This is a genomic window from Bacteroides reticulotermitis JCM 10512 (assembly GCF_000517545.1).
Classification (GTDB): Bacteria; Bacteroidota; Bacteroidia; order Bacteroidales; family Bacteroidaceae; genus Bacteroides; species Bacteroides reticulotermitis.
Genome location: NZ_BAIV01000003.1, coordinates 51,334 through 66,077 on the forward strand (window position 1 = coordinate 51,334; position 14,744 = coordinate 66,077).

The following is a 14,744-nucleotide window of genomic DNA, read 5'->3' on the forward strand; positions in this document are numbered from 1 at the left end:
GTTCCGTTATACCGGTAATTAAGTTTGTTTTCTGTAACCGTAAACTTGCTTTTGTCTGAAAGAGATCTTTAACTGAAAGCTTTAATTATAAGAATGCAAGCTTTGTTTTTATAAATGCAATTTGCAATTATAAAAACAGAGTTTGCATTTATAGTTTGTATCAGATTAAATGAGACTTTTCTATTAGAGAAGAAGCGGTTTACTACTAATCAACCGGAACTTATCTAGTAATACACTGCATGATAAGCTATATAGATGGGGCGTTGTCAAAGTGCGATGCTTGGGAAATGAAAGACAACGCTATTTACTATGTATCTGTTAGTCGTATATAACTTAGGAGTGTTGCAAATCAACTAGTTGTATAGGGTATGATGAAAAAGATAATCAGACTAAATATTTAAACAGAAACTGAAATACACCTAAAAGGAATGAGAGATCCCTCAAAAATGATGAGAGATACGTCCAAAAAGGGGCAAAAATACGGGAAAATGATGAGAGATACCTCTTTTAGAAAACATCTCTCATTCTGTAATGTGCTGATTATTTGCATTTTAATTTAAAATGATGAGACCATGAGAGATGATTTTTTTTCTTAGTAGAGGGGGGAGGAGTTTGAGCCAAAACGGAGTCGTTAGATAGTGAACTAATCGTGTTCTTTGATGGTTCCGACAGACTTTGAAGGTGCATGAATAGAAAAAAAGCAGCGCTTCATAGATGTCTACGAAGCGCTGTTCCTTTATTGTATAGAGATATTTAGAGATTGTAAGTCTTTGTCCTTCGAACTACTGCCATAGAGTATTTCATAGTTCCCTTTCAGCGTACGCATGGTGTTGGTTGCCGTATCGAACCATTCAAAATTCTCGTAGGGAAGCTCGATCACAACTGTCTGCGTAGTTCCTTTAGCTATATTCACTCTTTGGAATGCGCGGAGAGCTTTGCTTGGTCCTTCCTTATCTGCCGGACGACGGAGATAAACTTGCACAACTTCCTCTCCATCACGCGGGCCGATGTTCTTCACCGGAATGTGGAGCGTGAGTTTCTGGTTAGCTGCTAAGGTAGACCTGTCTGCTTTAGCTTTGCCATAAGTGAACTTCGTATAACTCAAACCGTATCCAAACGGGAAGAGTGGTTCCTCTTTCATAAAACGGTAGGTGCGGTTTTTCATTGAGTAATCTTCATAGTCGGGCAATTGTTTCGTGTGTTTGTAGAAGGTTACGGGCAGACGTCCGGCAGGATTGTAATCACCGTACAATACATCGGCAACAGCAGTTCCTCCCGCTTGCCCCGGATACCAGGCTTGTACAATTGCATCGCAGCTATTTGTTTCGGGAACCATCGCCATCGCCGAACCGGAGTAATTAACGAAAACGACTTTCTTTCCGGCTTTCTTCAATGCATTAAGAACTTTGCGTTGTACATCGGGCAATTCAATATTTAAACGGTCGCCACCTTTGAAACCGGGAGCTGAGACACTCATCGATTCTCCTTCGAGCAAAGCGGAAATACCGCCGGCAAAGAGAACAACATCCGCTTCTTTAATTTGGCTAAGAAGCACGGGAATATCAACCGGTCTCTCTTCGGCCAGATCGAAGTTGAGGAACGGGCCGTCTTTTACCTGAATGAACGTAAGCTCTATCTCGTATATCTGGCCGGACTTATAATCAAACTTATAGAGATCTTCCGGATTCTTAACGTTGGTCTTCTCGGCAACCGTTTCACCATTGATACGAAGCGTTACTCCTCCGTTAGTCATGAATCGGAATGCAGCCGATCCCGATTCTTGTGGACGGAACGTACTGCGGTAGATTGCCGTAAAGTCTTTCAGGTTAACTCCCGGCGCAAAGGCCGTATTGCCCTGTCCGCTGAAATGAAAGGGAGTAGTCAGTTGATCGGTGGCTGCTATTTCACCTGTGTAATCTCGGTTGTTCCAGTACACGGCAGAGAACCCGTCTTTACCATCTATGCGGCATTGATTGAACAGACTATGCAGAGTCATGTCTTCGGTCAGTCCACAAGCCGGAACGTAGATAATCTGTGAGGCAGGAATCCGTTGTTGGATAGCTTTCAATAAAGTACTCGTCTGCGACGGGAATCCGTTGTAATTTCCCCATTGCATAACCGAGTCGTTGGCATTCGGGCCGATAACGGCAATCTTTTGTTTCTTATTCAATGGCAGAACCTGGTTCTTATTCTGCAAAAGTACCAGCGTTTCATGTGCCATTTTCAAAGCTAATTCCTGATGTTTCGGACAATCTACGATTGAATAAGGAATCTGACTCCACGGATGTTTCTCATTCATCTCACCTAACTGAAAACGAGCGGTCAGCAACCGGCGGACAGATACATTGATCTGCTCTTCGGTGATAAGTCCTTTCTCGACCGCTTCTGTCAGACTGCTGTAACTACCTCCACATTCAACATCCGTTCCGCTCCACACGGCTGCGGCCGAAGCGCTTGCCGCATCGGGATGCGTGAAATGTTTCTTCGGAGAATAGAAGTCGGAAATTGCTCCGCAGTCGGATACCACGAGTCCTTTGAAGCCCCAATCCTTGCGGAGTATCTGCATTAGCAGTTGTTTGCTTCCGCAACAGGGATCGCCTTCAAAGCGATTGTAGGCACACATTACTTCTTTTACATCCGCTTTCTGAACGAGGTCTTTAAAAGCCGGGAGATAAGTTTCCCACAAATCTCTTGGGGCTATGTTTTCCGCATTGAAACTGTGACGGTTCCATTCCGGCCCGGAGTGAACGGCAAAGTGTTTGGCGCAAGCGTGTAGCTTATCGTATTCGGCATCTGCGGGTCCTTGCAGTCCTTTGACTACTGCCATGCCCATGCGACTTGCCAAATAAGGATCTTCTCCGTAAGTTTCCTGTCCTCGTCCCCAACGTGGATCGCGGAAGATGTTGACATTGGGCGTCCACATGGTCAATCCTTGATAACGTTTATAAGTTCCGCCCTCATTGAAACGACGGTTTTTGGCGCGTGCCTCATCGGATACAGCGTCAAAAACACGATAAAGCAACTCGTCGTTGAAAGAGGCTGCCATACCGATGGCTTGTGGAAATACGGTTGCCAGTCCGGCACGTGCTACACCGTGAAGTGCTTCGTTCCACCATTCATACGGCTTGATGCCCAAACGTGGGATGGCCGGAGAGTTGTTTTGCATTAAGGCGACTTTCTCTTCCAGCGTAAGTCGTGGGAGTAAGTCGTCGGCGCGTTGTTCGGCTGTCAGTTTTGTGTTTTGGTAAGGGTGCGGTGTTGATAGATTGCTCTGCGCTTGCATTGTACATGCAAAGATTGCGATACCGCAGACTGTCATCCATTGTCTCTTCATTACTATATGGTTTTAGATTTTCTGCAATGATACGGGCTTTGTCAGGATAATGAGAGGAATATTCGGTAGAAAAGGGGGATAGATTTACTAGCCCTCCTTTTCACTGCTTTTCTTCTCTTTATATTCGGACGGCGTGATTCTGGTTACCTTCTTAAAACATTTGCCGAAATACTTCGGATCGTTGAATCCCGTCATATAGGCTATCTGCGAGAAGTTAAATTCACCGCTGTCGATGAGCTGCATAGCGCGCTTAATACGTATCTCGCGTACAAAGTCTATCGGCGTTAAACCGATCAGTGATTTTAACTTGCGGTAGAATAAGGTGCGACTGAGTAAAAGCTTCTCGGCAAAATCGTCAATCGTCAGTTCGCTATTGTCCATCTGTTCCTCCATAAATTGCATGACATGCTGCATGAACTGCTCGTCGTAGGAAGTTATTTGCGGCTGAGAAGGAGTGAGCAGATCGGTTTCGGATATCTTTCGCCCTTCGGACAACTTGGCTCTATACATCTCCTGCAAGTCTTTACGTTGTTGCAGCAAAGAAGCGATGCGGGTTTTCAGGTAGGTGGCACTGAACGGCTTGGTTATGTAGTCGTCAATTCCTTGTTCCAACCCGGCTATGCGGTCGTCGAGCGATGATTTGGCCGACAACAGAATGATAGGGATGTGGCAAATGTCGCGATTCTCCTTGATTTGTTTAACCATTTCCAAACCATCCATCACAGGCATCATCACATCACTGATAATCAAGTCCGGTAGATCTTCGCAAGCATGTTGCAGACCTTCTTCACCATGGCCCGATTCGATGACCTGATAGTTCTCGGACAGTATGTTTTTCAGGAACCCTCTCAACTCTTTGTTATCTTCTACAATCAGTATGGAGAAAGAATCTTCCTTCTTTGCCGTTTCGTCCTCCTCCCATGCTTGTTCCGCATCCTGTATCGTCGTCGAATCACTGTCGTCCAGAATAAACTCGGCTTGGTTGTCTTGCTCGAAGATATCCTTTTTCAGCGGAAGAGTGATTGTAAATGTACTGCCTTGCCCCAACTGGCTATATACTTCAATCCCTCCATGAAGCATGTCCACCATCTCTTTCACCAAAGATAGCCCGATGCCCGAGGATGGTTGTAGAATGTTGTGTTTGACCAGCGTCTCGAAGCGTTGGAATAGCGAGCGTTGTTTTTCGGTCGCAATGCCGATTCCTTCATCAGCGACCTCTATTTTTATATGATCTTCCTGAACCGCGATGCGGATGCTAATTGACTTGCCGGCCGGCGTATATTTGAAAGCATTGGATATCAGGTTAAAGAATATCTTTTCAAATTTATCTCGATCCACCCACCCGTATGCCGAAGGAACGGAAGTCTCAAACTGATAATTCATTCTTTTCTCTTCGGCTATTGAGCGGAAACTATCGGCCACTTTCTGTAGCAGCGGGATCAAATCGGTTTCTTCTATCAACAGCTTCATTTTGTGATTCTGTATTTTTCGGAAGTCCAGAATCTGATTCATCAATCGGAGCATGCGCTCAGTGTTTTGGCGTACCAAAGTCAGGTGCTTGCGTGAAGTGGGAGAGAGTTGCTCGTTCTCCAGCACCTCGATGACCGGGCTACTGATTAAGGTAAGCGGCGTACGCAATTCGTGTGATATGTCGGTAAAAAAGCGCAATTTGATATTGGCCAGTTGCTGTTCCATATCGACCCGGTGGCGCAAACGGTAAATATAAAATAGAACGTAAACTACCGTACAGGTGAATAGAATGAACATCAGGGAGTACAGCAACCACGCCCAATACGTTTCCCAAAATGTGGGAAGTACTTGAACGGATAAAGTACGCACATTGTCTGTCCACACCCCGTCACTGTTCGTCGACTTAATTTGCAGTTCGTACTTCCCGGCCGGTAAATTGATATAACTGGCCGAACGGTTGTTGTCGGCTTCATTCCAGTTTTCTTCAAGTCCTTGCAGCCGGTATGCGTATAAAATTCCATTCGGGTTGACATAGTCGAGCGCGGCAAACTGAAAGGTTACATTTCGTTCAGATGGCTTTAGCTTTATCGCTTGCTGATCGTCGATGGAGATTGGTAACACATGCCCTTGTACTTTCAAACCGGTGAATACGATGGGAGGTATATACTGACTCTTTTGCATCTTTTCCGGAAATATCTCCAGAAAGCCTTTGTCTGTACCCAGTAAAATCTGATTCTGATTATTTATAATTGGAATTGCTTCCGAGAAATTGAACTCCTGATAAACCGAGCTTAGTTCATAATTCTCAAAACTTTCTTTCTGTGGATTGAACTTTGACAGCGAATTTTCCGAAACAACCCATAGTTGATTCTGAGAGTCTTCGATAATAGATAACGCGAGATCGGAAGAAGAACCGTCGCTCTTATCGTAGTTTTTAAATTCAATATGATTGCTGAGCAGTTCTTTAGATAATATCTTGCTTAATCCACCGGTAAAGCTGGCTATATAAGTTGTTTGTTGCTTGTCGGTGTATATGTGCATAATATTATTCGCGCTGAGGCTGGTATTGACTCCTGCCTCGCGACTATTGCGGTAAAACTTAATTTCCTCCGGACGCTCAAATGTGTTTGGGAAGGTTAGAAGTCCGTCAGTTGTTCCTGCTAGAATCACTCCACCGGCTGCTTCGGCTATATTGCGCACTTTCATGGCATAGTCGGTCGGGAAATTCTTGAGTTGGTTATTGCAATTGATAAACAACAGTTTACCGTCTTCCGAGTGGGTTACTAAATTCAGTCCCCCGCCGTAACATCCTACCCAGATGTTTCTTCGGCTATCTTGGAAAATACTATAAACACTGTTGTTGCTTATGCTGTATGGATCTGTCGGATGATGCTTGAAGTGGCGTATGGAATATTGATTGGCTTTGGTCTTCTGCAATAAGAAAATGCCGTTGTCCTTACTACCCAGCCATATCTGCCCTTCTTTATCTTCCATGATGGTATATATCGCATTGAAGAAAGCCTGCTTTTCTTTCACAATATGCCCGCTGGGTGATAAGAATCCTTCCAGAGAACCATCCGCATTGTATATCTGAACAAAGTTAGCTTTAGATGTAATCCATATCCGGTTATTGCTATCCCGCAGAAAAGCTCTCGTTTCTGCTTCGTAGTCGGTTTGATTGAACTGATAACTCTGCGGAAAGAAGCAGAGCTTTTCTACCCCGCGTGCCGTAGCAAACCAACAACTACCTTGGTTGTCGAGCATATAGTACCGGATTAGCGGGCTAAAAACGGATGCCGGATTATTTATATCAGTCAGGAGTGGCTTTAATTCTTTCTTTTTTCGGTCGAAATAACAAAAGTTTCCCTCGGTTGGGACTACCCATAAGTTACCTATCTTATCTTCAAATACGATTTTCCGGCTCTTTCGTCCGTGTTTGATAACCTCATGTTTGGGTGTGAATAAATGCTGTTTCTCATTGGTCGGAAGGTGAAGGCGTGTGATTCCCGGTGTTGGTGAGAAAATCCAAAGATTGTTGTACTTATCTCGATAGACCGATTCCACATAGTTGGACGGCTGAGTGGCGGAACGAATATCTAGGTGCTGGAAGCTCTTGTTGGGGATAGAATATAAGATTAATCCATTATCGGTACCCAGAGCCAGGTTGTTTTTGTCGATAAGGGTTACATTACCTATCTTGCCTTGCATATGAGGAATATCGATAAACTTTAGCTTTTGAGTACGGAAATCATACTTGCCTAGTTTACCTTGTTCTGAAACCAAGTAGATAACTTTATCCAGTTGAGTTATAAAATGAAAGGGGTAGTCGGTGTCTAATGTTTTACTGCCAATAATTGAAATTCCTTTATTCGTGAGTATCCATTCATCTTCTTCCGAATCCTGAAAAATATTGAAGATTTCTTCTCCTTTAAGATTTCGCTCAAATGGACTATACAAGGTAATTCCTTCTCCCTTTTTGCAGAGTTGTTCATCTACTCTGTATGCGTAACCACCTTCACAAAGTATCCAGGCAATGCCTTTCTGCAAAGAGTAAATGCGTGTTACTAAATTAGCCTGTCGGGTGGCAAGCTTAATCGGATGCAGCACATCGATGAACTTTTCGGTTTGCACGTCGAACAAGCACGCTTGTCCGTCATAGGTAGGGCACCAGATATCGCCATACTGGCTTTCTAGAATTGTTCCCATTCGGTTAGTGCCCATGCCATATTTATCTTCTTGGGATGTCTTATAAGTCTTGAATGTATATCCATCGAATTTGTTTAGCCCATTCCAGGTGCTAAACCAAATGAATCCTTTTTGATCTTGCAGGATATTCATAACGACTCCTTGGGCAAGCCCATCGCTTACGGAAAAGTGCTTAACCTGGCAAATAGGCTGTGCGGTAGCGGATGCTATTGCTATAAGCAAATAGAAAAGAGGGTAGAGGCGTTTCATAGTAATCGATTCTTTGTTATGTGTTAGCAAAAATAGAAAAAACAATGTGGAATGAAAAGCATTGGAACTGCTTTGAACGAAAAACACTGCCTTTTGCCTATATATTACTCTTGCTCCAATCAAAAACCCCTTCATATCCAGTTAATAGGATATAAAGGGGGAATTGTTCTTGATAAAAGTTGCATGGGGTATGGTGAAATGAAATCATAATTGGGGAATTATTCGCACAAGACTTTCACAAGTTTCCTTTTATCAATGATTTTAAAACATGACAAAAATAATCAAAATATTTCTGTATTTATAGTGAAAATTAATTATTCTTATAAGGTTTATGGATTTTTAATATATGAAATCTCTTTTTGCTTCTTTTTTTTATAATCCATTGTTTTTTCTTATGTTTGCTGTCTTTATGGTAGACGAACATCGCTAAATAATGAATATACAGGTACAGTATAATGATTTTCCAACTTTCTTGCGAAAGTATTTTTCTTACAAAGTGCAGAAGATTTCACTGAATGCAGGTTTTACTTGTCCGAACCGGGATGGGGCTAAAGGGTGGGGTGGATGTACCTATTGCAATAACCAGACTTTTAATCCGGACTATTGTCATATTGAGAAATCAATTACTACGCAACTGGATGAAGGAAAACGCTTTTTTGCGTATAAATACCCCGAGATGAAGTATCTGGCTTATTTTCAGGCATACACCAATACGTATGACGAGTTGGAAGGCTTGAAGCGGAAATACGAAGAAGCTTGGCAGTTGATGGAGTTGTTGGCTTGGTTATTGGGACGCGTCCCGATTGTATGCCCGATGAACTGCTATCGTATTTGGATGACTTGAATAAACGAACTTTCCTAATGGTGGAATATGGCATTGAGAGTACCTGTGACGCAACTTTGAAGCGTATTAATCGCGGGCATACTTATGCGGACACTGTTGAGGCAATCAAGCGAACTGCTGCTTGCGGTATTTTGACCGGAGGGCACGTAATACTCGGACTTCCCGGTGAAACGCATGATTCCATCATATCGCAAGCCTCCGTTTTATCTGAGTTACCCTTGACTACACTGAAAATACATCAGTTACAGTTAATTCGTGGCACTCGTATGGCTCGTGAATATTCAGAGAATCCCGATAGTTTCCATCTTTATACCGATGTAGATGAATACATTGATCTGGTCATAGACTATGTCGAACATTTGCGGCCGGATATAGTTGTGGAACGCTTTGTTTCCCAGTCTCCTAAGGAGCTGTTGATAGCTCCCGATTGGGGCTTGAAAAATTATGAATTCACCGCTCGTGTGCAAAAAAGAATGAAAGAAAGGGGAGCTTATCAAGGTAAGAAGTACCATGATTCGGAAAAAAGAGTTATTTTTGCCAAAGATTAGTTTGTCGCATCCAATATGTATGAGGATTTATCTCCTGTTCGCATGTTGGACGAAGCCCTAATAAATAAAGTTTAAGAATGGAACAAAAAACGAGAATTAAAGGAAATGTCCACTATGTAGGAGTGAATGACCGTGCAAAACACCGCTTTGAAGCTATGTGGCCATTGCCTAATGGAGTTTCGTATAACTCTTACCTGATAGATGACGAAATGGTTACATTGGTCGATACGGTCGATATTTGCTATTTTGAAGTATACTTGCGGAAAATAAAGAAAATTATCGGAGACCGACCGATTAACTATTTAATTATAAATCACATGGAGCCGGATCATTCTGGCTCTATCCGGTTGATAAAGCAGCATTATCCGAATATTATTATCGTAGGGAATAAGCAAACCTTTGGTATGGTAGAAGGTTTTTATGGAGTGACTGGCGAGCAGTATTTAGTGAAAGACGGTGATTTCCTAGCTGTGGGACGTCATAAGCTTCGCTTCTTTATGACTCCAATGGTGCATTGGCCGGAAACAATGATGACTTTTGATGAAACGGACGGACTTCTTTTCTCTGGAGATGGTTTCGGATGCTTTGGTACGTTGGATGGAGGGTTTATGGACTCTCGCATGAATGTGGATAAGTATTGGAATGAGATGGTTCGCTATTACTCGAATATTGTCGGCAAGTACGGTGGCCCGGTTCAGAAGGCGTTGCAGAAACTCGGTGGACTATCTATATCAGCCATCTGTTCGACTCACGGTCCTGTATGGACGGAGAACATAAGCAGAGTAATGGGCTTTATGATCGCTTGAGTCGCTATGATGCCGATGAAGGAGTTGTAATTGCCTACGGCAGTATGTATGGAAATACCGAGCAAATGGCCGAAGCGATTGCTGCTGAACTTTCTGCTCAAGGCATTAAGAATATTGTAATGCATAATGTATCTAAGAGCCATCCTTCGTATATAATAGCCGATATTTTCCGATATAAGGGATTGATTATCGGTAGCCCTACGTATAGCAATCAGATATATCCGGAGATCGAATCGTTGTTATCAAAGATTTTGGTACGCGAGCTCAAAGGACGCTATCTGGGATATTTCGGTTCTTTTACATGGGCCGGCGCTGCGGTAAAACGTTTAGCGGAATTTGCTGAGAAAAGTAAGTTTGAGTTAGTGGGCGATCCGGTGGAAATGAAACAAGCTATGACTGAACTGAATTATGTTCAGAGCGAAAATCTGGCGCGTGCGATGTCCGACCGATTGAAAAAAGACCGCTAATCACGAGAAAACTATATAAATCAATTTATTAACTAACCAATAAAACAACCGACTTATGAGGCTTATTATTCAGCCGGACTATCAGTCCGTATCTCTGTGGGCGGCGCATTATGTAGCTGCTAAAATCAAGTCTGTCAACCCAACCCCCGAAAGACCGTTTGTACTTGGATGTCCTACCGGCTCTTCTCCTCTGGGTATGTATAAGGCTTTAATCGACCTGAACAAGAAAGGAATTATTTCTTTCCAGAACGTGGTTACGTTCAATATGGATGAATATGTGGGCTTACCCCAGGATCATTCGGAAAGCTACTACTCTTTTATGTGGAAAAACTTCTTCGGCCATATCGATATTAAACCGGAGAATACTAATTTGCTCAATGGTAATGCCGCTGATCTGGATGCAGAATGTGCACGCTATGAGGAAAAGATCAAATCTTGTGGAGGTATTGACCTCTTCATGGGAGGCATTGGACCGGATGGACATATTGCGTTCAACGAACCGGGTTCATCACTGACCTCACGTACTCGTCAGAAAACACTGACGGCTGATACGATTATTGCCAATTCGCGTTTCTTTGATAATGATATCAATAAAGTTCCGAAAACAGCATTGACTGTAGGTGTAGGAACGGTATTGTCTGCTAAAGAAGTGTTGATCATTGTTAATGGGCATGGTAAGGCACGTGCGTTGCATCAGGCAGTAGAAGGCCCTATCACTCAGATGTGGACGATCAGTGCTTTGCAAATGCATGAAAAAGGTATAATTGTTTGTGATGATGCAGCGACTGATGAATTGAAAGTCGGAACTTATCGTTACTTCAAAGATATTGAAGCGGGACACTTAGATCCAAAATCATTGCTGGCATAAGTAAACGAATTGTATGCTTGGCCGATAAATAGTTAAAGCGGGCTGCTCTTTGTAAAGGGCAGCCCGCTTTTTAATATAGTATAAATGTGTTGTCTATTAACTTTCTTCCAACCATCCTTTTCCCTGGCGGACAATTTCGATCTCCTGATTGGTGCAGTTGACAATTGTAGAAGCTTCGATGCCTCCAATGCCTCCATCAATAATCAGGTCGACTATATCTCCGAACTTTTCCTCAATAAGCTCCGGATCAGTCATGTATTCAATGTCTTCATGCTTTTCCAAAGGTAGGGTAGTAGTCATAATCGGTGCATCCAGTACCCGGGCTATCTCACGGATAATATTATTGTCGGGCATACGGATACCGACTTCTTTTCGGTTACGGAATATCTTCGGTAATCGGTTTGTACCGTTTAGAATGAATGTGAACGGTCCCGGCAGATTACGTTTCATAAGCTTGAATACATTATTATCTACCTTGGCATATTCGCTGACACTACTCAAATCGTAACAAATGATGGATAAGTTGTTTTTTCGCGGATCAATTTCTTTGATGCGGCAGATGCGTTCGATGGCACGCTCCTTGAGACCGTGGCATCCGATGGCGTACATCGTATCGGTTGGATAGATGATCAAGCCTCCATCGTTCAGAATATCCACAACCTGTTGAAGGTCTTGTGGATTGTTGTTTTTATCATACAGTTTTAGAAGCATAATTGTAAACTCACCCCATCTCGCTATTGACAAGCGAGGCAGAGGTGAGTGTTTTTAATGGTTATTGATCCGTTTCTTAGCCTTTACTCTTTGCAGGCACTTCCTTATCGGGAAAACGAATTCTTATTTTAATTTCTTTTTCAGGAAGTCCAGCGCTTTCTCCGCTGCTTTTTCCGTCACTTTTTGTTTGATTGAATCTTTGTTGGCAGTAGCCGCTGAATCCAATCCTAGTTTCTTACCCAGTTCGCCAATCGCTTTGTTTGCCACAGACTCTACAGCTTGGTTAGCCATGCTCTTGGTATCAATGCTTACTTTAGGCGAATTGAATGTGCCGCCAATCTTCAAATCTAAAGTTGATAGTTTGGCTATATCACCTGCTGAGGCGGGGAGTTTCACTTTACCGGAATAGTCGATTGTTTGGTCGAGACCTGTGCTACCGGATAGGTTCATGTTATAATCGCCCAGTTTGATATCAAAAGGTTTGGTCGATACCCGTCCGTCTTTGATAGTGAAGTCAAGCGACATATCCTTTACCTTCATATTTTTCAGGTTAGGTTGTTTAGTCGCGTCGGCTATCTCATCGATAACTTTAACACCGCTCAAGCTAAGGTCGCGGGTAGAAAGATTACCGTTTCCTTGAAGCGTATTCAATACCGGGCTCATTTCAGAATCCAGATCTGTATGTATGTTAATGTTTCCGGAGTAGTTACCTTTCAGGTTTTCGAAGATAGGCGCCATCTTTTGTACCATATCCAGTTCTTTGTACGTTTGGGCAAAGCTGAGTCCTGTCAGTTTGAATCCGGCATTCATTTCCGGTTTCTTGATATTTGCCGAAGAGTAGTAGCCGTTCATCACGACGTTTCCGCCCATGGTGTTCATCGACAGGTTCTTCATATCTACTTTACCGTCTTTGACAACCAATTTACCATTCATATTGTTGAACGCCATCTTATCAAATAGAACTTGTTTCAGGTTAGCGTCCATTTGGAAATCGATATTTTTGGGAACTTCAAATGCACCTCCCGCACTTGATGGAGTAGCGACTGAGTCAGTGGCTGCTGTTGTCGAACCGGCGGTGGACGTAGTCATGAAGTCGTTCAAATTGAAGTGGTTAGAATGAACGGTAAGCGTACCTTTTAGCGTCGTACCTTTCATGGCATAGCAATATAGTTCTCGAAACGGCTGTTGGCAGTCAGGTCATTCTTGCCTATATTGACTGTCGTTTCGCTGAGTTGCAGATACTTCGGTGTGAAAGTCAAAAGCGATTTTTTGATTTCAACATCCGGCATATCTTTCATTTTCAGTTTCATATTGGTCAGTCCGATTGTTCCGGCAGCTTGTACGCGGTCGTACTGTTCTTTTTCGATGTATGACATGAGCGTGGCCAATTGCATATCCGCATTGATAACGCCATTCAACTCCATATCTCCCAACGGATATACTTGTTTGATCATTCCCAGATTCAGAACCCCTTTAGCTTCTGCTTTAATATCCGGGTCGCTGACAGGTGTTTTGATGTCGGCAGTTACGCTGAACGGATTGCCTGCCAAACGGAAACTAAATGGTTTGATATGTACGGTAGTCAAGTCAATGTCTCCACCCGGATTTTTGACATTGGCGTCGATGTTGATTTGATCGACTCCGGCGGGTAGAGCCGGATAACGGAACATAGCATTCTTCACCTTCATATCTACATTGAACTCAGGCAATGTGTCGCCTTGCAGCGTTCCTTTAGCATAAGCTGCCAATGTAGCCGTACCATCCGTTTTCAGGCTGGAGAATTCCGTTGCATAGATAGCCGGGATCAGTGAAAGGATTTCTTTGAATCCGACTTCGTTGGTATTCAGCTTCAGATCCATATCAATAGCGGGATCTTTCAGGGCTACCCATCCGTCTATGCTGGTTTTGATTGCGTTAAGACGCAGCTCGTTGTCTTTCAGTGTAAACTTGTTGTTGGCCAGATCAGCGTCTACATCCATTTTGGCGGAGATGTTGGCGTTGGACAAAAACGGTATGTTGTTCATCTTATAAGTTAAAGCTTCTGTCTCGGCTTCCAATTGTAGTGTGGTATGATCGCTACCCAAATCGCCTGAACACAATGCGTTCAAGTTACGGACATCGGCATACATTTTTCCTTGGCGGTCATCGTAGACCAAGTTCATGTTCTTGATGACAAACTGTTGCAACTTCACACGGAACGGAGAAGCTTCTTCGGTCTCTGCTTCTGCCTCGGTTGCGGTGCTGTCCGGTTTCATTATGTCCCAGTTGACTTTGCCGTCCGGCAGAACAATTGCATGGAGCCGTGTGTCTGCGATCGAGATTTTGGAAATATCGTATCCGCTATCGCCAAAGAGCGAGAACAGATTGATAGCGGCAGTTACTTCTCCGGCTTGTACCAAGGTGTCATTGGCAAACTCTCCGGTTCCTTTCAGCCAAAAGTTTTCCAGTGTAACGGATGCTTTAGGGAAATTGCGAAAAAGACTAATGTTGAGGTTTTGGAAATCAAATTGTGCATTCAACATTTTGTTTCCTTCTGTTTTTACAATGCCGGCAATCTTCCCTTGAAAAGCAAAGGGAAGGAGAAACATGAGTACCAGGATCACTGCGACGGTGATGCCTGTAATTTTCAACCCTTTTTTCATAATTGTTGTTTTTTGAGTTAGGTATATTATGAGACAAAACTAATAAAAAAATATGTTATCTCCTTATTTTAAGGAGTTTATTTGAATAGACAATGTTTG

Annotated in this window: 4 protein-coding genes and 3 pseudogenes; 3 read left to right on the top strand and 4 right to left on the bottom strand. The window is 43.1% G+C overall.

The features are described 5' to 3' along the window. Positions 1 to 736: 736 nt before the first annotated feature. Both xyl3A and JCM10512_RS02095 read right to left on the bottom strand, forming a co-directional pair. Complete coding sequence (gene xyl3A / locus JCM10512_RS02090) at positions 737 to 3,334, bottom strand: xylan 1,4-beta-xylosidase (RefSeq protein ID WP_044159948.1); 2,598 nt, start codon at positions 3,332 to 3,334, stop codon at positions 737 to 739. An 87-nt stretch (positions 3,335 to 3,421) separates the two neighbouring features. Then, positions 3,422 to 7,759, bottom strand: a complete 4,338-nt coding sequence (locus JCM10512_RS02095; protein ID WP_044160269.1) for a hybrid sensor histidine kinase/response regulator transcription factor — start codon at positions 7,757 to 7,759, stop codon at positions 3,422 to 3,424. 433 nt (positions 7,760 to 8,192) lie between these two features. Between JCM10512_RS02095 and mnmL the strand changes: the two are divergent. The 3 genes and pseudogenes from mnmL to nagB all read left to right on the top strand — a co-directional run bounded on the left by mnmL (position 8,193) and on the right by nagB (position 11,292). Continuing rightward, positions 8,193 to 9,151: pseudogene (gene mnmL / locus JCM10512_RS02100) on the top strand (tRNA modification radical SAM protein MnmL/YtqA). Positions 9,152 to 9,228: 77 nt separating this feature from the next. Further along, positions 9,229 to 10,424 (top strand): annotated as a pseudogene (locus JCM10512_RS02105) (FprA family A-type flavoprotein). A 55-nt stretch (positions 10,425 to 10,479) separates the two neighbouring features. After that, positions 10,480 to 11,292, top strand: coding sequence for a glucosamine-6-phosphate deaminase (nagB, locus tag JCM10512_RS02110; protein ID WP_044159949.1), 813 nt, complete (start codon positions 10,480 to 10,482; stop codon positions 11,290 to 11,292). A 96-nt stretch (positions 11,293 to 11,388) separates the two neighbouring features. Here nagB and JCM10512_RS02115 read toward each other — a convergent pair whose 3' ends face one another. Continuing rightward, positions 11,389 to 12,003, bottom strand: a complete 615-nt coding sequence (locus JCM10512_RS02115) for an L-threonylcarbamoyladenylate synthase (protein ID WP_044160271.1) — start codon at positions 12,001 to 12,003, stop codon at positions 11,389 to 11,391. Between the two features lie 123 nt (positions 12,004 to 12,126). Further along, positions 12,127 to 14,645: pseudogene (locus JCM10512_RS02120) on the bottom strand (AsmA family protein). Positions 14,646 to 14,744: the final 99 nt, after the last annotated feature.

Bases quoted from the DNA above. Each gene is read 5' to 3' on its own strand.
- nagB (WP_044159949.1), top strand. From the start codon at position 10,480: ATGAGGCTTATTATTCAGCCGGACTATCAGTCCGTATCTCTGTGGGCG.
- JCM10512_RS02115 (WP_044160271.1), bottom strand. From the start codon at position 12,003: ATGCTTCTAAAACTGTATGATAAAAACAACAATCCACAAGACCTTCAA.
- JCM10512_RS02095 (WP_044160269.1), bottom strand. From the start codon at position 7,759: ATGAAACGCCTCTACCCTCTTTTCTATTTGCTTATAGCAATAGCATCC.
- xyl3A (WP_044159948.1), bottom strand. From the start codon at position 3,334: ATGAAGAGACAATGGATGACAGTCTGCGGTATCGCAATCTTTGCATGT.